The sequence below is a fragment of the Dyadobacter sp. 32 genome (assembly GCF_902506755.1).
Classification (GTDB): Bacteria; Bacteroidota; Bacteroidia; order Cytophagales; family Spirosomataceae; genus Dyadobacter.
Map to the genome: position 1 here is coordinate 7,026,544 of NZ_LR735258.1, position 19,067 is coordinate 7,045,610.

At 45.7% G+C, this 19,067-nt stretch carries 12 protein-coding genes; 9 read left to right on the top strand and 3 right to left on the bottom strand.

Annotated features, from left to right (window positions below; translation table 11 throughout):
• Nucleotides 1-2: 2 nt before the first annotated feature.
• The 9 genes from DYADSP32_RS28710 to odhB all read left to right on the top strand — a co-directional run bounded on the left by DYADSP32_RS28710 (nt 3) and on the right by odhB (nt 13,630).
• Nucleotides 3-770: a (Fe-S)-binding protein gene (locus DYADSP32_RS28710; RefSeq protein ID WP_149239542.1), complete on the top strand. Its 768-nt coding sequence runs from the start codon at nt 3-5 to the stop codon at nt 768-770.
• Between the two features lie 132 nt (nt 771-902).
• The gene (locus tag DYADSP32_RS28715; protein WP_149239541.1) at nt 903-2,279 is read left to right on the top strand and encodes a lactate utilization protein B; all 1,377 of its coding nucleotides are present in this window, start codon (nt 903-905) and stop codon (nt 2,277-2,279) included.
• A gap of 76 nt (nt 2,280-2,355) precedes the next feature.
• The gene (locus DYADSP32_RS28720) at nt 2,356-2,943 is read left to right on the top strand and encodes an LUD domain-containing protein (protein WP_149239540.1); all 588 of its coding nucleotides are present in this window, start codon (nt 2,356-2,358) and stop codon (nt 2,941-2,943) included.
• Between the two features lie 130 nt (nt 2,944-3,073).
• The gene (cmk, locus tag DYADSP32_RS28725; RefSeq protein ID WP_149239539.1) at nt 3,074-3,784 is read left to right on the top strand and encodes a (d)CMP kinase; all 711 of its coding nucleotides are present in this window, start codon (nt 3,074-3,076) and stop codon (nt 3,782-3,784) included.
• Nucleotides 3,781-4,860, top strand: coding sequence for an NAD(P)/FAD-dependent oxidoreductase (locus DYADSP32_RS28730; RefSeq protein ID WP_414618140.1), 1,080 nt, complete (start codon nt 3,781-3,783; stop codon nt 4,858-4,860). The genes cmk and DYADSP32_RS28730 overlap by 4 nt, the downstream gene beginning before the upstream one ends.
• 16 nt (nt 4,861-4,876) lie before the next feature.
• A complete protein-coding gene (locus DYADSP32_RS28735) occupies nt 4,877-8,086 on the top strand; it encodes a hypothetical protein (protein ID WP_149239538.1) in 3,210 nt (1,069 codons plus the stop codon).
• A 116-nt stretch (nt 8,087-8,202) separates the two neighbouring features.
• Nucleotides 8,203-9,129, top strand: a complete 927-nt coding sequence (locus tag DYADSP32_RS28740) for a PorP/SprF family type IX secretion system membrane protein (RefSeq protein ID WP_149239537.1) — start codon at nt 8,203-8,205, stop codon at nt 9,127-9,129.
• A 103-nt stretch (nt 9,130-9,232) separates the two neighbouring features.
• Entirely contained in the window at nt 9,233-11,998 is a 2,766-nt protein-coding gene (locus DYADSP32_RS28745) for a 2-oxoglutarate dehydrogenase E1 component (RefSeq protein WP_149239536.1), read from the top strand.
• Between the two features lie 48 nt (nt 11,999-12,046).
• Nucleotides 12,047-13,630 carry a 2-oxoglutarate dehydrogenase complex dihydrolipoyllysine-residue succinyltransferase gene (gene odhB, locus DYADSP32_RS28750; RefSeq protein ID WP_149239535.1) on the top strand — a complete coding sequence of 528 codons (1,584 nt, stop codon included), beginning with the start codon at nt 12,047-12,049 and terminating at the stop codon, nt 13,628-13,630.
• A gap of 69 nt (nt 13,631-13,699) precedes the next feature.
• On the opposite strand, the gene DYADSP32_RS28755 is transcribed toward odhB, so the two are convergent.
• From DYADSP32_RS28755 to DYADSP32_RS28765, 3 genes are all read right to left on the bottom strand, one after another.
• Nucleotides 13,700-14,026, bottom strand: coding sequence for a nucleotide pyrophosphohydrolase (locus DYADSP32_RS28755; protein ID WP_149239534.1), 327 nt, complete (start codon nt 14,024-14,026; stop codon nt 13,700-13,702).
• Nucleotides 14,027-14,048: 22 nt separating this feature from the next.
• Nucleotides 14,049-14,501, bottom strand: a complete 453-nt coding sequence (dtd, locus tag DYADSP32_RS28760) for a D-aminoacyl-tRNA deacylase (protein WP_149239533.1) — start codon at nt 14,499-14,501, stop codon at nt 14,049-14,051.
• A gap of 221 nt (nt 14,502-14,722) precedes the next feature.
• Nucleotides 14,723-18,817 carry a putative Ig domain-containing protein gene (locus DYADSP32_RS28765; protein ID WP_149239532.1) on the bottom strand — a complete coding sequence of 1,365 codons (4,095 nt, stop codon included), beginning with the start codon at nt 18,815-18,817 and terminating at the stop codon, nt 14,723-14,725.
• Between the last annotated feature and the right edge of the window lie 250 nt (nt 18,818-19,067).

Here is a 19,067-nt window from a genome sequence, read left to right on the forward strand (position 1 = left end):
TTATGAATTATTCAAACCTAAAAATCGGGTTGTTTATTCCCTGCTATGTTGATCAGTTTTACCCGCAGGTGGGTATTGCCACTTTGGAATTACTTGAAAAACTGGGCTGTACGGTTGGCTTTCCGCTCAATCAGACCTGCTGTGGGCAGCCTATGGCTAATTCAGGATTTGAGCACCTGACCAAATCCTGCAACAACCTGATTTACGATTCATTTGAAGCATTTGACTACATTGTTTCTCCTTCCGGAAGTTGTGTTTTACACATTAAAGATCACCTAAAAGTGGAAGGAAAGGTGGAAGAATCCAGGGTATTCCGAAAAAAGATATACGAGCTGGTGGAATTTATTACAGATGTACTTAAAATTGACAAAATAGAAGCGTCCTTTCCGCATAAAGTTGGCTTGCACCAGGGCTGTCACGGGCAGCGAGGCCTGCATCTGTCGCAGATGTCGGAACTGAATGCGCTCCCTTTTTCTAAACCTGAGACCTTGCTAAGAAAGGTGAAGGGCCTGGAATTGGTTGAGTTGGATCGAAAAGACGAGTGTTGTGGGTTTGGTGGTACGTTTTGTGTTGCTGAGGAGGCCGTTTCGGTTAAGATGGGAAAGGACCGGGTCGCGGATCACCTACGGCATGGCGCCGAATTTATTACCGGATCAGATATGAGCTGTCTGCTGCATCTTGAAGGGGTGTTGAAAAGAAGGAACTCACCTGTTCAGGTGAAGCATATTGCAGAAATTTTGAATGGCGCGGTATCGGGGCAGGGAGTATAGCGTGGAAGTTGAAAAAACCGGTACCCCAATAGCACCGGTGCCTGCTGCACGTACCTGAATCAGTTTCGCTGATTTAATCTTTGATCAAAAGAGGGTTAGTTATAGTCCCATTATCTAATTGTTAAGAAAACTATGTCCAAGGCAATTGTAGAGCATTCGATAGCATCAGATACCTTTAATCAGGATGAGTCTTATGTGAACTGGCATGACGAAACGCTGTGGTTTGTTAGGCAAAAGCGGGATAAATCCGCAATGCAACTGCCAGAATGGGAAGAGCTGAGGGAAGCCGCCTCGCAGATTAAGCATTATGTGCTGTCGCACATGGACGATTTACTCCTGTCTTTTGAGCAAAAGGCAAAGGAGAACGGGGTGCAGGTGCACTGGGCTTCCGACGCGGCTGAGCACAACGAAATCGTGCTGGGCTTGCTCAGGAAACACCAGATAGACCGGATGGTGAAAAGCAAGTCAATGCTTACGGAGGAGTGTCATATGAATGAGTTTCTTATTCAAAATGGAATTGACGTAATTGATACGGACCTGGGAGAGCGAATTGTGCAGCTGCGTAATGAGCCCCCCAGTCACATTGTCTTACCGGCTATACATTTGAAAAAGAAAGATATTGGTGATCTGTTTCACCAACACCTTGGCACAGACGAGGGAGCCACCGATCCGCAGTATCTGACGGAAGCGGCAAGACAGCATTTGCGGGACAAGTTCCTGACGAGAAGAGCGGCGCTAACGGGAGTGAATTTTGCCATTGCCGAAACGGGCGGTTTTGTTGTTTCCACCAATGAAGGAAATGCCGACATGGGTGCGCATTTGGCCGAACTTCATATAGCCTCCATGGGCTTTGAGAAAATCATCCCGATGCAGAATCATTTAGGTGTATTTCTCCGGCTACTGGCCAGGAGTGCTACAGGGCAGCCCATTACGACATACAGCAGCCATTTCAAAAAGCCACGTGCAGGCCAGGAAATGCATATTATTATAGTAGATAATGGACGAAGCGAACAATTAGGCAGACCTGATTTCAGGAGTTCGCTCAAATGTATCCGCTGCGGAGCCTGCATGAATACCTGCCCGGTCTATCGTCGCAGTGGGGGCCATAGTTATCACAATGCGGTAGCGGGACCCATAGGCTCTATTCTCGCGCCAAATCTGGACATGACGAAGAACGCCGATCTGCCATTTGCCAGCACCTTATGTGGGAGCTGCTCCAATGTGTGTCCGGTAAAGATCGACATTCACGAACAGCTTTATAAATGGCGGCAGGTACTGGTGCAGGGAGGCCATGTACATACGGGCAAGAAAATCGGCGTGAATGCTATGTCCGTGATTCTGTCTCAGCCAAGGTTTTATCAATGGTCGGGCAGGCTGGGGCGGTCCGTCATGCGGGCATTGCCGTTTGTTGTAAATAACGCAATGAACCCATGGTATAAGCAACGGGAAATGCCCGAAGCGCCAAAAGAAAGCTTCAGAGACTGGTATGTACGAAATCGAAAAGAATAAACTAAGGGCAAAGCTTTGTCTGTCAAGGGAAGCCAAATTCGCTTTTGAGTCCAATCACGCATTCTAAATTTTCTAAATGACTTCACGGGAAAAAATACTCCAACGGATTGCAAAGAACAAACCTGCAGAAACATTGTTGCCGGATCGGTCCGTGTTCGACAGCCAGTATGCCGATACTGAGGCGAAGTTTGTTGAAATGCTGACAGCCATTTATACAGAAGTTGTGGTTGTGCAGAACCTGTCTGAACTTGCTTATAAAGTGGGTGAAATGTATACCGTTTCCAATCGGGCTACCACCATTCCTGCACTTGCAGCCTGGGCCGACTTCAGTCTTCACGTTTCGGATCCGCACGATCTGGAGACGATCGAGATAGCCATTCTGCAAGCAGAATTTGGCGTAGCCGAAAATGGTGCGGTTTGGATTTCCGATAACCATTTACCCCATCGCGTGCTGCCCTTCATTACGCAGAATCTGGCATTTGTAATTTCTCGTTCTGCTTTGGTAAACAATATGCACGATGCATATAAACGATTAAACGATACAACAGGCTGGGGCTGCTTCATTTCCGGGCCTTCCAAAACCGCTGATATAGAGCAATCTCTGGTCATCGGTGCACATGGAGCGAGAAGTATGGTTATTTTTTTGGTTGAGGACGGTTTGTGAACCATTGCTGGTTTTGCAAAACTTCGTGCTTTTTTAAATTCGGCGGATAAGTTCTTTCTTTTATTTTTGCATAAAAAGTACTTATTGGATTGAAGCTGCTAACATGCTTTGATTTTTATTAAAATTAAAAATGCCCAAAATTATTGTTGCCATTGACGGCTATTCGAGCTGTGGGAAAAGTACCACGGCCAAACTGGTTGCCAGGCAACTCAATTATCCCTATATCGATACGGGTGCCATGTATCGGGCCGTTACACTTTTTTTTGTTCAGAATCACATTACCCTAACGAACCCCCGAGAGGTGGATCAGGCGCTTAGTCAGGTGCAAATTACTTTTCGCCGGCAAGGAGAACTGGGCAGAAACGATACATACCTCAATGGGCTGAACGTGGAGGATGAGATCAGGAAGATGTACGTTTCGGAAAAGGTGAGCGAAGTAAGTGCGATTGCCAGTGTACGCCATGAATTGGTGGCACAGCAGCAACGTATGGGTAGATCAAAAGGTATCGTCATGGATGGCCGGGACATTGGTACCGTTGTTTTTCCGCAGGCAGAGCTTAAGATATTCATGACCGCCGATCCAATCATACGGGCCCAGAGAAGGCAAACGGAGCTTCTTGCCAAAGGTGAGCTTATTGGTTTGCAGGAAATTGCCGATAATCTCAGAATGCGGGATCACATTGATACCACCCGGGCCGAAAGTCCCCTGCGACAGGCTTCCGACGCAGTTTTTATTGATAATTCATTAATGACGCTGGATGAGCAGGTAGAGCTGGTGGTCAGATTAGCCGATGAGCAAATTGGCTTGTCACTGCGCAAGAGAGAAACGGGACTTCTATGATGCTCTCTTCCGATCTTCGGTACGATTATCTAATTGTAGGACAGGGCCTTGCGGGTACATGTCTTGCCATGCACTTATTGGATTTGGGTAAAAAGATTTGCATCATCAACGATTCCTCTCAACCTTCATCCTCTAAAGTTGCTGCCGGAATTTTCAATCCGTTAACAGGTAAAAAGTTGGTGAAGACCTGGATGGCAGATGATCTGTTTCCCTATGCTACTGAATTTTATGCCAAAATGGAGGTAAGGCTGGGTGTAAAATTCATGCATAGTGCCTCCATTTACAGACCATTCCGATCCATTGAAGAGCAAAATTCGTATCTGGCACAGACGGCTGATCCCGGCATCGCCCCTTACATTGGTGGAACGGTAAGCAACAAGGGTTTTTCCAATTATATTAACGCTGAATATGGCGGACTGGAAGTGATCCGGTCTGGTTGGGTTGATCTGCCATTGCTGCTTGATAAAAGTAAGATGTACTTCGAGGCTGTCGACAGCTATTTGGAGGCTGCTTTTGATTTAGAGCAGCTCCATGTGGGGGAAGAACTTGCGCACTGGCGGGGAATGCAGTTTGGAAAGGTCGTGTTTTGCGAAGGATTTCAGGCAACGAACAATGCAATGTTTGGCTGGCTCCCTTTTGCTCCGGTCAAAGGTCAGCTTTTGGAGATTGCCACGGATCAGGTATTGCAGCCGTACATTATCAATCAGGGTATCTTTATGCTTCCTATTTCTGCATCACGGGCACGGGTAGGGGCTACCTATTCCTGGGATCAGCTGGATTGGGACGCGACAGAGGATGCCAGAATAGAGCTCGAAGCTAAGTTTAAGCAGTTGTTTAACGGAGAATATCAGGTAATGGGGCAGGTTGCGGGCGTCCGTCCGTCCTCAAATGACAGAAGGCCTATTTTGGGAACACACCCTGATCATTCGCATGTGGCCATACTCAACGGACTTGGTACAAAAGGGGTAACATTAGCGCCTTATTTTGCAAATGAACTCGCAAAGTATTTGGAGTATGGCAAAGAATTGAATCCGTTAGTGAATATTAAAAGGTATTTTTCGTTATATTTCCGATGAAGTCAGCCTACTTATTATGAGCATAAGATTTATATACAAATTAACCTTTTGGGTTAATTTTTTCGTGTGTTTAGGACTATTTACAGAGGTAACTGCGCAAAGATATCCCTCTCAGGAAACATTTGGCAAGAACCGGGTTCAGCATAAAAGCTTTAAATGGAAAATTTTCAGAACCACCAATTTTGAAATTTACCACTATCAGGGTGGAACAAACCTGGCTCGGCTAACTGCGCAATATGCTGAAAGTGAATTTGATAAAATCACTGACGTGTTGGGATGGACGCCGTACAGCCGGGTAAAGATATTCCTATACAATTCTCCTGCCGAGCTCGAACAGAGCAATATGGGATTGTCAACCCTTGATAACCTGGATGATCAGAAGTTGGACTTAGCGCAGTCGAGAGTGGAAGTTGCCTATACCGGAAATCAAATCGGATTTAGGAAAAAGCTGGTAAATGATATAAGCTTACTGTTTGTATACGACATGCTGTATGGCGGCAATATGAAGGAAGCATTACAAAGTTCACTGCTGCTGACTCTTCCTGAATGGTTTATGACCGGCTCCGCCGCCTACATTTCCGAGGGTTGGTCCCCGGATCTGAACGATTACATGCGTGATTTTTTCAAAAATAGAAATGTTAGAAAGCCCACATTACTTACGGGCAATGACGCGCGAATGATCGGCCATTCCATCTGGAATTACATTGCTGAAAAATATGGTAAAGACAAAGTGTCTGACATTCTGAATCTTACCCGAATAATCCGTAATGAGCAAACAAGTATCACCAGTACGCTCGGCGTGCAGTCGTACAATCGCTTCCTGCGGGATTGGAGAGCCTTTTATTTGAACCGTACCAAAAGCACTGAGCAGCTTTACGTAGACCCTAAGCCTGCTTGGAAGCTTAAGCTGAATGAGCTTACGGCTCTGGAAAATACGACGTCAATTAAAATTTCTCCCGACAAAAAATGGACGGCGGTCAGCGAAATAAAAAATGGGCGGTATAAAGTATATCTGATCGAAAGTGAAACCGGATCCAAAAAAATTATACGGCAGGGTAAGGTAGATCTGGTGGGTGGTCATCCTAAAACACAAGCTCCGCTGTTAGGATGGTCGCGTAATAATACGCTGGCCGTTATGGCGGTGGAAAATGAACGCCAGAATTTCTACCTGTATGAAAATGTGGGCACCAAAAAAATGAAGGTCAGGGTGAAGCGCACATTCAAAGGTCTGGAACAAATTGTGGACATGGACATTTCCATGGATGGGACCATGCTGGCAGTAAGTGCCGATAAAGGCGGACAGAATGATTTGTTCCTTATAAGTGTTTCGCGTGCCTCTGTACTGGCGCTGACCAACGACTTGTATGACGATGTTTCCCCACGGTTTATTCAGGGCTCTTCGCGGCGCGTTGTATTTGCTTCCAATCGGCCAACTGATTCGTTGGGTACCGGCAATAAAGGAAACTTCAAATCAATATTACCGTCGGTGTCCTTGTTTGAGCATGATGGAAACCCCGGATCAAGTAATTTGTTGCGGTTAACCCCGGCAGTTCAACAGGTTAAAATGTCACCCATTTATGCAGATGATAGCGATGTTTTTTATCTGTCAGATGCCAAGGGCTTAGCCAATATTTTCAAATATAATCGTGCGAGCAACAGCACCACTCAGCTTTCCAATTATTTCTTTAATCTGAGAAGTGCCGACATTTCCCTGAAATCGGGCGGTGCTGTAGCCTACACCTATCTGAACGAGGGACATTTTACAGCTGGTTACATCAATGGTTTTAATCCCAACGCCGCGATTAACGCACCAGATCCACAGGAAGTAATGGTTCCGAAAGATGCTGTGGGAACTGCCGCATCCCGCGACACTTTGCCCGCTAAGGCTGAAACTAGTCCCCCAAAGCTCGTTCTTAAAGAAGGAGAGGTGGATACTGACAATTACCAGTTTGATGAAGATGTATTAAAAACTTTTGAATCGCGGAAGGCACGAGGCAGTTTTCCGACTGCAGCTTCCGCTTTAACGCGATCGAAGGCCACGAGGGAGAATATTGCGATTAAGGGGCCATATCCGTATAAAGGATTATTTATCACCAATGATGCCAGTTCCGACTGGAGGATCGATCCTATCAGAGGTTTTGGCTATGCTCAGTCACTGTCCATGAACGATCTGCTGGAAAATCATGTGATCAAGGCGGGTTTGTTTGTGTCGTCGAACTTCAGGAACAGTGATTTGTTTGCGGAGTACAGCAACAATACGCACCGGATAGATTTCGGTTTACGGGTCGACAGGCGCGCACTTTATATTTCTGAGGAAGGCAGTCCTCAGAAATACCGATTCAATCAGGTAATGGTGACCGCAGCCTATCCGTTTTCGACTAAAAGCCGCATTTCATTCTCCCCCATGTTTACTTCTACCCGGTTGATAGATGTTTATAACCTGTCCACGCCGGATCTTTCCACGTCCTACGGAGGGTTCAGAAGTGAATACGTGTTTGACAATACACGGGTTAATGGTATGAACATGATGGAAGGCACCCGATTTAAAATACGATATGACAACTATCTGGGATTAACCAATTCCGGCGAAGGATTCAACAGGGTGAGCCTGGATGTTCGCCATTATCAGAAAATCCACCGTGATCTCATTTTTGCAGTTCGTGCATCTGCAAGTCATTCAGGTGGAAGTGCACCCAAACAGAATGTGATGGGCGGCATGGAAAACTGGGTTGGAAACCGTAAAGAGACGCGCACCGGTGTTAACCCGCTTGCCTTTGGATCCAACATTGATAACAGGGATATCTTTTTTACTGATTTTGCAACAAATCTTCGTGGCTTCAACCTGAACCGGCTTTCTGGGACCAGTTATATGCTTTTAAATGCGGAACTCCGGATACCTTTGGTTAAATATCTGTATCGGGGAGCCATCACTTCCAGCTTTCTCCGTAATTTTCAGATTGTTGGATTTGGAGATATTGGTACTGCCTGGACAGGAAAAGGGCCGTTTAGTGAAAACAACAGTCTGAATACACAGATTATAGGTACCGAATCGGATGCCTTCCGTGCCATTGTTACCAACTTCAAAAATCCTTACCTGATGGGCTATGGTCTTGGTGCCCGTACCACGTTGTTTGGGTTTTATGTGAAGTTCGATTACGCTTGGGGGGTAGACAATGGGTACACCAATAAACCCATACCTTATGTAACACTCGGATACGATTTCTGATAAAAGCCTTGACCGCAGTTCGTAATTGAAAATATAACAATGAATGGCGTGGAGATCACTCTCCTGCCATTTTTTTATGGCATCTTATGATTCAAAAGAAATTTAATCGCTCATTCATGCATATTTGTTCTACAAGGAAGGTTGCTGCGACGGTTGCCGGAATTTTTTTTCTGGCATTAGCTGGCTCAGATTGTCTTGCGCAAAAGGGGATACTTTACGAGCAGTATGTGCAGAATCCGATGGCAATAAATCCCGCTTTTGCCGGGGTGCGGGAGTCCTTCAACATGACAGCGATGTTTCGCCGAAAGTGGTTCCGAATTCAGGGAGCCCCGTCCAGTCAAACCTTCGCAGCAGACGGGACTTTTGGAAATGGAAAATATGGCATCGGATTTCAGGCTTTAAATGACCAGACCAGTGCGTTTTCTACCACGGGTGTCTATGCCTCATTCGCCTATCATCTTGGGTTATCAGATACCTGGAAGTTGGGATTGGGTATACAGGGCGGGGTGAACGTGGTGCCCGTCTTTGATCAGTCCCTTGTCAGCAGCAATAACACGGCTTTGGGAAGTTTTGGCGTTGGGGCCTGGCTTCGCTCCGATAACCTTTACGTTGGTGTTTCAAAGCCCGAAGTGCTTTCACCCACATTTGGGGACCAGAGAATAGGATACTATTATCAGCGTCCACTTTATTTTACAGCAGGTGGAAGTTATGACCTGGGTGAAGAGATAATGCTTTTGCCCCATGTGCTGGTGGTGCAACAAAAAGATTATGATCTAAGGGTAGATCTCGGCGCGCGCGTCTGGTTTAGTGAAAAGATAGGTATCGGAGCTTCTTATCGAATGGGGGGCGGGAGTAAATTTAGTACTTCCAAAGTCAATTATATGCAGCTATCCGCAGAGGTGCAGGTGGGGAAAAATGTGAAACTTGGATATTTCTACGGAACCCGGCAGGTGGAGATCATTACGCCCTATAACGGTCCGCAGGGAATTCATGAGCTGATGCTTAAATTCACTCCGAATCCCGACGGTTTTCAAAAGTTCTGATCAGGTTAAAGAATGGCAGGAGATAGGTAAAAAGGAGATTTTATTCGTATTGTTTACATAAGTCTCGTAACTTTGTTTGGTTAAAGAAATATTCACATTTGTGATGGATAAATACACATATATAGCAAATTCAGACGGCGCTTACATAGAGGATTTATATAATTCCTATAAGCAGGATTCGACCTCGGTAGATGAAGGTTGGCAGAAATTTTTTGAAGGATACGACTTCTCACAGAAGTATCCGGTCAATGGAAACTGGCATACGAACGGCGCTGCAAATGGCAAAGCTGTTGGTTCTCAGTCTGTCAAAGTGGATCCTTCCAGTATTCGAAAAGAAATGGAAGTGGTGCATTTGATTCGGGGTTTTCGTTCGCGCGGGCACTTATTAGCCACTACCAATCCGGTTCAAAAGAGAAAGGATCGCCAGCCGCAACTGGATATCAGCGACTTCAATCTGGGGCCCGAAGATCTCGATTCTGTTTTCGAGGCAGGAGTGGAAGTATTTGGAAGACCTGCAACTTTGAGAGAAATTGTAGAATCACTCAACACCATTTATACCAGAAATATCGGATTTGAATACTTGTATATCCGGGATCGGGAGCAAAAAAGCTGGTTGAGGAAAAAGATTGAAAAGGAAGCATTGAATATGCATTTTTCCACAGATGAGAAAAAGCATATTCTTTCCAAGCTGAATGAGGCGGTTGTTTTTGAAAACTTTCTACACACCAAGTTTTTAGGCCAAAAGCGTTTTTCGCTGGAAGGTGGCGAAACTACTATTCCTGCTTTGGATGCGCTGATTAACAAGGCTGCAGAAATGGGTGTGGTGGAGGTGATGATCGGGATGGCTCACAGAGGGCGGTTGAACGTGCTTGCCAATGTGATGCAAAAAACCTACGGACAAATTTTCAATGAGTTCGAAGGGAATCTTCCTGATCAGGTTTGGGGAGATGGTGACGTAAAATATCACATGGGTTTTGCCAGCCAGATTACCACTCCGAATGGAAATAAAGTACATCTTAAACTGGCTCCTAATCCTTCTCACCTTGAGGCGGTGAATCCGGTGGTGGAAGGCTATATCCGGGCAAGGGCAGACGGGATGTACGAGAGTGACTATGACCGTGTTCTGCCGATTCTGATTCACGGAGATGCGGCGGTAGCCGGACAGGGCATCGTGTACGAAGTTACCCAGATGTCGGGCCTGAACGGTTATTATACAGGAGGAACCATTCACTTTGTTATTAATAATCAGGTTGGGTTTACCACCGATTTTGAAGATGCACGTTCCAGTATTTACTGTACCGACATTGCTAAAATAGTAGATGCACCTGTGTTGCACGTAAACGGCGATGATCCTGAATCGGTTGTCTTTTGCATGCGTCTGGCTGTTGAATATCGCCAGAAATTCAACAAGGATATATTTATTGACATGGTTTGTTATCGCCGTCATGGCCATAATGAAGCCGACGAGCCGAAATTTACACAGCCGGTACTTTACAAATCCATAGAAAATCACCAGAACCCACGGGAGATTTATCAAAAGGTTTTGGTAGAACGCGGTGATGTAGATGCGCAGCTTGCTGCAAACATGGACAAGGAGTTCAAGCAGTTACTGCAGGAAAGGCTGGACATGGTAAAGCAAAAGGCTTTGCCTTACATCATGCCCAAACTGGAACAGGAATGGCATACGCTCCATAAGGCAACTGCGGCTGATTTCGAGAAGTCTGTGGAAACCGGCGTTCCGCTGGAAACACTTCAGAAGATCGGACAAGCCTTAATAAAAACACCCGAGGGCTTTAACCGACTGAAACAAATTGATAAGCTGTTAAAGGATCGCGAGCAGATGATCTTTGAGAAAAAGGAGGTCAACTGGGCAACTGCTGAATTACTTGCTTACGGCTCACTACTTGTGGAGGGAAACATTGTGAGACTAAGCGGGCAGGATGTGCAGCGTGGTACCTTCTCGCACAGGCATGCTGTATTGCATGATGTAAATACCAATGAAAAGTATAGCAATCTGGATCATATTCAGGATGGTCAGGGGCCGTTCATGATTTATAATTCCTTGTTGTCGGAATACGCCGTTTTAGGGTTTGAATTTGGCTATTCCATGGCCAATCCGAAAGCGCTTGTCATCTGGGAAGCGCAGTTTGGAGATTTCGCAAACGGAGCCCAGGTGATTATCGATCAATTTGTATCTTCCAGTGAGACCAAATGGGACCGCTGGAACGGACTTGTGATGTTGCTACCACACGGTTACGAAGGTCAGGGGCCCGAGCACTCCAATGCACGTCCGGAAAGATATCTGCAGCTGTCTGCCAACTACAACCTCATTGTTGCCAATGTGACGACACCTGCCAACTTTTTCCACATGATGCGCCGTCAGCTGAAGTCTCAGTTCAGAAAACCGTTGATCGTGATGTCGCCAAAGTCTATGTTAAGGCATCCGCTTTGTATTTCTCCGATTGCCGACCTTACAGAGGGCTGTTTCCAGGAAACCATTGGTGATAACTATGCAGATCCTAAGAAGGTAAAGAAGGTATTGCTTTGCACAGGTAAGCTGTACTACGAACTCTACGAAAAGCAACAGGCAGACAAACGTACTGATGTAGCCATTATACGTCTTGAGCAAATGCACCCCTTCCCGCAAAATCAGATCGACAAGCATCTTGCTCAATATGGTAATGCAAAAATATTCTGGGTTCAGGAAGAACCGTTCAATATGGGAGGATGGACCTTCATGTTGCGAATGTATAAAGGGACAAAACGCCTTGAAGTAGTTGCAAGGGAATCAAGCGCATCTCCTTCAACTGGATTCTCAAAAATTCATGCTAAGGAGCAGGCTGAGATCATCCGCAGGGCATTCGAGTAAAACTTTTAATACTTAGATACATTATTCCTTCAACATATTGCTGATAAAATGGCTGAAATTAATATAAAGGTACCGCCCGTTGGCGAGTCCATAACTGAGGTTACAATAGGAAACTGGTTCAAAAACGATGGCGATTATGTGAAGATGGATGAGGTGATCTGTGGATTGGATTCAGATAAGGCTACTTTTGAATTGACTGCTGAGGCAGAGGGTGTTTTACATATCAAAGCGCAGGAAGGTGACACGTTGAACATCGGTGATCTGATTGCAACGATTGACTCTTCTAATGGGGCTCCGGCACCGGTTGAGACGCCGGCTGCTGCGACGCCAGCCACTGAAACGCCGGCGGCACCTGCGGAAGCCGCTCCCGAAAAAAATGGGGAAAAAGCGCCCGCAGCAGAGCCAGTCGCTGCTGCACCAGCTGCAAATGGCAAGTCATATGAAATGAAAGTGCCGGCGGTTGGAGAATCAATCACAGAGGTAACCATAGCTTCATGGAGTAAAAAAGATGGTGACCACGTGGAAGTAGATGAAATTCTTTGCGAGCTGGAATCTGATAAGGCTACTTTCGAGCTACCGGCTGAGGCTGCTGGTACTTTGAAAATTGTGGGAAAGGAAGGTGAAACGCTTTCAATTGGTGCGTTGATCTGTACTATTGAAACCGGAGCCGGAAGTGTTGCCACTGCGCCAGCGGTATCTACGCCATCACCTGCTGCTGAAACTGAAAAGGCCTCTGTTGAAAAACATGTTTCTCCGGTTGCTGCGAAAATTCTGGCTGAAAAAGGCATAGACGTTAAAGACGTAAGTGGTTCAGGATCGGGAGGAAGAGTGATGAAGGATGATGCGCTCAAAGCAGGTGCTAAACCAGCAGAGGCGCCGAAATCTGCTTCTCCTGCGCCTGCTCCCGCTAAACCAGCGGCTGTTGCCGGTGCTCGTGAACAGCGCCGCGAAAAAATGTCGTCGCTTCGTAAAACGATTGCAAGAAGACTTGTTGCTGTCAAAAACGAAACGGCCATGCTGACCACTTTCAACGAAGTGGACATGAAACCGGTGATGGACGTTCGCTCAAAATTCAAAGATAAATTTAAGGAAAAGCACGAAGTCGGTCTGGGCTTTATGTCGTTCTTCGTGAAAGCGGTAACTGTTGCACTGAAAGATTTCCCTGGAGTGAATGCAATGATTGACGGTGACGAAATCGTATACAACGACTTTGCCGATGTATCCGTTGCTGTTTCTACACCACGCGGTTTGGTTGTTCCGGTGATCCGAAATGCCGAAACCCTTTCTTTCGCAGCGATTGAGAAGGAGATTGTTCGTCTGGCGATTCGTGCACGTGATGGTAAACTAGGTCTGGATGAGATGTCGGGAGGTACTTTCACGATAACCAATGGAGGCACGTTCGGGTCCATGTTGTCTACGCCAATTATCAACGCACCGCAGTCTGCGATATTGGGTATGCACAATATCGTTGAAAGAGCTGTTGTTGTAGATGGACAAATCGTGATACGCCCAATCATGTATGTGGCACTTTCTTATGACCACCGCATCATTGACGGAAAGGATTCTGTGAGCTTCCTTGTTCGTGTAAAACAACTGCTTGAAGATCCTATGAGATTGTTGCTAGATATGTAATCGACTGAAATTTAGAACATGAAAACAGGCTCCGCATTCTGGAGCCTGTTTCATTATAGCCCTAATGCTCTATTTTAGTTTCGGGTTGTCCTGGTGCCGGTCCTTATCCCGCTCCGTTTTCTTCGCCATATTCTTTTCAAAAGCCTCTGTCAGATTCACACCAGTTTGGTTAGCAAGGCATATTAAAACCCAAAGCACGTCGGCCATTTCGTCCCCGAGGTCTTTTCCCAAATCTGATTTTTTAAAAGATTGGTCGCCGTAAGTTCTAGCCATGATACGTGCCAGTTCACCAACCTCTTCCGTCAGAATGGTCATGTTGGTCAGCTCTGAGAAGTATCGTACTCCGATTGTTTTGATCCAGTGATCAACCTGATTTTGTGCTTCTGCGATGGTCATATATATTTTAAGGGTTTTGGTTCTACATTCTGTTTTTAGAGTCAATGATGATAGTGACCGGGCCGTCGTTAATAAGCGCCACTTTCATGTCTGCCCCAAATTTTCCTGTCTGTATCTTTTGCCCGAGTTCATTACTAAGAAAACGGATCATTTGCTCGTAAAGAGGAATAGCAACATCCGGTCTTGCGGCTTCTATAAACGATGGACGATTCCCTTTTTTCGTACTTGCGTGTAAGGTGAACTGGCTGATTAAAAGTATGTTTCCCTTTTGGGCCTTCAGATCCAGATTCATCTTTCCGTCCTGATCTCCAAATATCCTTAACCCTACGATTTTTCGTCCCAACCATTCCACGTCTTCCAGCGTGTCGCCATGTGTTATCCCCAATAGTACCAGGAGCCCAGTTTCAATTTCTCCATATAACTGTTGATCGATCTTTACGGACGCCTCGCTCACTCTTTGAATCACTGCAATCATTTTGATAAACCTGGTTTTACTTCTGCGAAAGATTTTTTGTTTAATATAAATGTAAAAACCCGAAACATGATTGTTCGGGTCTTACAAACTGACAGAAAGTATTACCGGATTTGTACCCGATGTAGGTTAGTGTGATATTGAGGGATTGATAAAAATAGGTTTTGTAAATTAAAACCACCTGCGGAGCTGGTAACCTTCCCGAACCGCAGGTGATTCAAATTTTATTTAAATACTGAAATCTTTCTGTTTACAAGAGATCCATCGTTTTTGGTGAGTTGAAGAATGTAAGTCCCGTTCGTAAAGGATTTTACGTTGATCACATTACGAAGGTTGTTTCCTGTTTCCTGGTAAACCACCACGCCAGAAGCGTTGTACAGTTTTACACCATTTACAGCTGACCAGTCATTCATTTCTATACTCAGTATTTCTGATGTTGGATTAGGGAAAATTTTCGTTTCCACTGCGTTTTCCAGATTCACATTGCGAATTCTGCTTAGGGCGAAGGTTCCGTCCAGGTCCACCATGCGTAGCCTGTAATAATTGCTGCCCTTTATAGGATTTGCATCTGTAAAATGATAAATGCCCGAATTGCTGCCTGTAATGTTGGCAATTGTTTTGAACGATTTTCCATCTTCCGCTCTTTGTACCTCAAAATGGCTGAAATCCTTTTCCTGACTTGTTGTCCAGGTAAGATTTACACTTGTTTCCGACGCTCTGGCATCAAAGTTGACAAGTACAACGGGTAGAGGGTTGACACTGCTTATCCCAAAATCATTGGAAAGGTATGCCGGGTTGGCCATGATACGCAGATTTTCATAGACGATGTTGTTGCAATCTGCGGTAATGGTGGTGGTGCCATCCGGTGTACCATCACCCAAAGCAGTTCCGGCTGGGATCGATCCGGATCCATCACTTATAGAACCCCCTTCTGTTGCCGTAAAATAGTTATCAGGTAATTCCTTGCCTGTTGAACCGCTTGAAGTAATACCAAGTACCAGCTTATAGGTGCCAGAAGGTAGATTGGTGGCGAGGTACTTACCATTGCTTTGAACCGGTGCCACCTGTACTATATTTGCACCACTCATTACGGTAACATATAAGGCAGAGCCACCGATTGAAGTGCCATTGACAGGCGTTCCATTGATTCCGTTATTGGCAGTATTGTCAATGTAGACGGTGCCTCCCAAGCTAATGAGACATTCTGTGAAGGTCATAATCGCATGACCTGTACTGCTACTTTCTTTTCCAGCATTGTCAATGGCAACAAAAGGAATATCCACCGTTGTATTTCCTTCCAGCGTAGGGTCAACTCTGATGATGGATGTGGGGTTACCCGAACCGTCGGTTGTAATTGTGACTCCTTCCGCAGGCCACGGGGTAGTTCCGCCAGTGCCATTAGTCGTGTAGGTTGTACTGCCAATGGTAATGCTTGTAGCACCATCGGGGAATGCTGTAATTCTGATGCTGGTTACCGATCCATCTTCGTCTGTACTCGCATTGCCATTTGTGAAGGTGTTGGCAGGTACCGTAACACTGATCGTTCCACCTGGATTGAGATCCGAATTGGCACCATTTCCCGGAATTGGCAATATTTCAATACCGAAGTCTAGACCAGTAGAAATGGTGCTTGTAGCTACATTTACTGTAAGCTTTCCATCTGCATCCGAATCACCCGCTCCGGCACCTTCTGCTGTATGGGCCCATCCATTTGGTAATACGGAGGTTGCACCCGTGCTTGTTCCAACAATACCCTGAACTGTGCTGATCACAATAACCGATGAGGTATTTGTTTGAAGTCCGTTGCCTGTCGTAAAGGTGTAAGCACCATCTGTGATGGGGTATGTACCCACAACAATTCCTCCTATCACCAGGTTGGCATGTAGCGGGCTACCTGCTGCACTGCTGATCAGCGTTCCGTCTATAAGCATGTTCGTTTTACCATCCACGTCATGATACACTTTCCCGGATATGCTGAAATCGGTGAAAGGCATCGTTACTGTTGCGGTTGGGCTGGTAAGGCCGGCTGCATCCACTTCCTGATAAGTAAATGTAACCGTCACATTTCCATTCACAGGATCCACTTTTAGTTTCGATGGATCATAATTTTCAATGATTGGACTGGCCAGGCTTACCTCAATCCCATCGTAATAAAGAATGCCTTCTGATGGAGCTGGCAGGCTGATAATTTTTACGGTATTACCTGTTCCGCCGTTTAGTGCTCCGTCTTCCGGATCGGATCCGTTCAAAGTGGGGACTGTTACCTGTTGAGTTCCTCCCGGATTGGCTTGTGGGTCTGCCGTCACGTTATTTGCCACCGGAGCTATATCCAGTCCGAAGTTTGCATTTGTGACTGGCTCCGATCCCACAGTAATAATCAGCTTGCCGTCAATGGAAAGATCATTTCCTGCACCGGCTCCCAGATTTTCACCTATAAAAACATAACCTCCGGCTGGGGGAGTAGCCTGGGTAAGTGTTCCTGATTTGGCTTCGTTGGATACATAGATCGTGTATGTTCCCGGGGATACGTTTCCAAAAGAATAAGCACCTCCAGCATCTATTCCGTTGCTGGCAATAACCTGATTGGTAGATGTGTTTACCAAAATTGCATAGGCCCCGTTTGCAGGAAGCTGGCCGGTGATCGGTGAGTTAGCGCTGATGGTATTAAAGTCCGATGTGCCATTCAATCCGTTAGCGTCGCGCCAGATATGTCCACTGATAGCCACGCAGTTGATTGATGCTGTAAATACGGCATCCGGGCTTTTGAAATCCGTATTGAACACGTTGACCGTGAATTTACGGGATCCTGCGATTCTTGTGGTTGCATTGTTTTTGTACTTTAATGCATCCAGTAAAGCCTCAGCCTGTGCAACGGTAAAGGTACTGCCTGAGTTATTCGTGAACTCGAACTTGTGCGTGCTTCCTGAAACACTCTTTTTTACTTTGAATGTGGCACCTCCTACTGTAATATTAGGAAGATCCCCTGCCGCAACATTTAAGGTGTAGTCGGTAGAGCCTACTGTCAGTTTTTCATTTGTTCCATTCAGGATATCACCAATGTCAAAACTCACGTCAAACTGGCGGAGCGTGGCAGGGACTGCCTGTACGTTGGTCTCTGAGGGGATGGTGAATGCCAGGGACAAACCCGAAGTAGCATCTCCACAGCCCGAGTCCTCGTTGTCAACGCCCAGGCCTATTCCCGTGGTAGCTTTGTTAAGATCTACTGATGGGGAGGTAACTACAACAGCATTTGTAAATGCAACGGAGCCGGCAGAGAAGTCAAGAAAGAAGAATGCAAGACCACTTGCCTTGGCTCCTACCACGATGGTGAATTTGCTCATATTGGCATAAGAAACGCGCACCCTTGTTTCCGGGGCGGTAACGACAGACGAGTTCTCCTTATTTAAAGCGGTAAATCGGGTGAGGCCGGTGGCGGGTATATATTCAGCTTCCACCCTTGTTGTGCCTTGTGTCCCAGGTGTTGTGTTCCCGGTTGCGGTGGGAAGTAATTCACTGGTTTGGAATCCACCAAATTCGTTGTACTGGAATGAGTTATTTCCTCCATTTCCGTCTATATCGTAGGTATTGAGCTTAACGTCCTGAAGAACGATGTTAATACCCGATTTGGTAACACTGTTATAACTGTTTCCTAAAATGAACTGGAAATCGAATGTGACATTTCCTGCCGAACTGAAACTAATCTGAGGAGCAAAGAAGTCCGGAGAGTTTGAAGAAAAGTTGCTACCGGACGCGTCCGCCTGGTCAAATGCCTGCCAGGAAGTGACGTTGCTTATCGCCTTGGTGGTGACGATACAGTCTATATTCTGTCCACCGAGTGTAGTGATTTTTTTATATACTGTGATATCGCCGACACTCTGTCCGTTAGACCCTGTTGGATAATGTTCAATGGTAACGCCTGTTCCTCCAAAATGAAGTTGCTGATTAGCGTTATTCAGGTAATTGTTAGCTACGGTCATGCTCAACACCGTGCTCGTTGATCCGGAGGCATTGTGGGCATTTATGGTGTAATTGGTCGTTGGTACTGCTGCAGTCGGCATACCAGAAATAATTCCGGTGTTGGGGTCAAAGCTCAGGCCGGCAGGCAACGCCGGAGAAGCAGGCATCGAATAGGAGCTTACGTTTCCTGCCACATTAGGGGATAGAAACACATTGTTTACATTGGCATTGTAAACCACCGGAGTAGGATAGGTAAGTCCTGTTGGTGCTTGCGACCATGCCAGCGTACTGAGGCAAAGCAGCGTGATCAGACTTAAGGATAAAGACTTTAATCTTATCCCGGTAAAGTATAGGGAATTCATATAATTAGGGTATTTGATTGGACATTTGTGAAAATATTTAACTTAATTTTTGGCATAGAAGGCAGATCGTTTAATGCGATCCTTCACTGGGCATAGCACGCTATGTCACGGGATCAGCCTTTTGAGTGTTCGTTTCTGAATATTTTTTTCATGAGTTTGCTTTACTGATCTGATTGACGTTGAATAATATGTATCTGTAATTGTTTTTAATCTGTTTATGAATTTTGCCTCTATTGTTTTGTTTGACACT

Excerpts from the sequence above, each read along its gene's own strand:
- DYADSP32_RS28710 (WP_149239542.1), top strand. The coding sequence starts at position 3 with ATGAATTATTCAAACCTAAAAATCGGGTTGTTTATTCCCTGCTATGTT.
- DYADSP32_RS28715 (WP_149239541.1), top strand. The coding sequence starts at position 903 with ATGTCCAAGGCAATTGTAGAGCATTCGATAGCATCAGATACCTTTAAT.
- DYADSP32_RS28720 (WP_149239540.1), top strand. The coding sequence starts at position 2,356 with ATGACTTCACGGGAAAAAATACTCCAACGGATTGCAAAGAACAAACCT.
- cmk (WP_149239539.1), top strand. The coding sequence starts at position 3,074 with ATGCCCAAAATTATTGTTGCCATTGACGGCTATTCGAGCTGTGGGAAA.
- DYADSP32_RS28730 (WP_414618140.1), top strand. The coding sequence starts at position 3,781 with ATGATGCTCTCTTCCGATCTTCGGTACGATTATCTAATTGTAGGACAG.
- DYADSP32_RS28735 (WP_149239538.1), top strand. The coding sequence starts at position 4,877 with ATGAGCATAAGATTTATATACAAATTAACCTTTTGGGTTAATTTTTTC.
- DYADSP32_RS28740 (WP_149239537.1), top strand. The coding sequence starts at position 8,203 with ATGCATATTTGTTCTACAAGGAAGGTTGCTGCGACGGTTGCCGGAATT.
- DYADSP32_RS28745 (WP_149239536.1), top strand. The coding sequence starts at position 9,233 with ATGGATAAATACACATATATAGCAAATTCAGACGGCGCTTACATAGAG.
- odhB (WP_149239535.1), top strand. The coding sequence starts at position 12,047 with ATGGCTGAAATTAATATAAAGGTACCGCCCGTTGGCGAGTCCATAACT.
- DYADSP32_RS28755 (WP_149239534.1), bottom strand. The coding sequence starts at position 14,026 with ATGACCATCGCAGAAGCACAAAATCAGGTTGATCACTGGATCAAAACA.
- dtd (WP_149239533.1), bottom strand. The coding sequence starts at position 14,501 with ATGATTGCAGTGATTCAAAGAGTGAGCGAGGCGTCCGTAAAGATCGAT.
- DYADSP32_RS28765 (WP_149239532.1), bottom strand. The coding sequence starts at position 18,817 with ATGAATTCCCTATACTTTACCGGGATAAGATTAAAGTCTTTATCCTTA.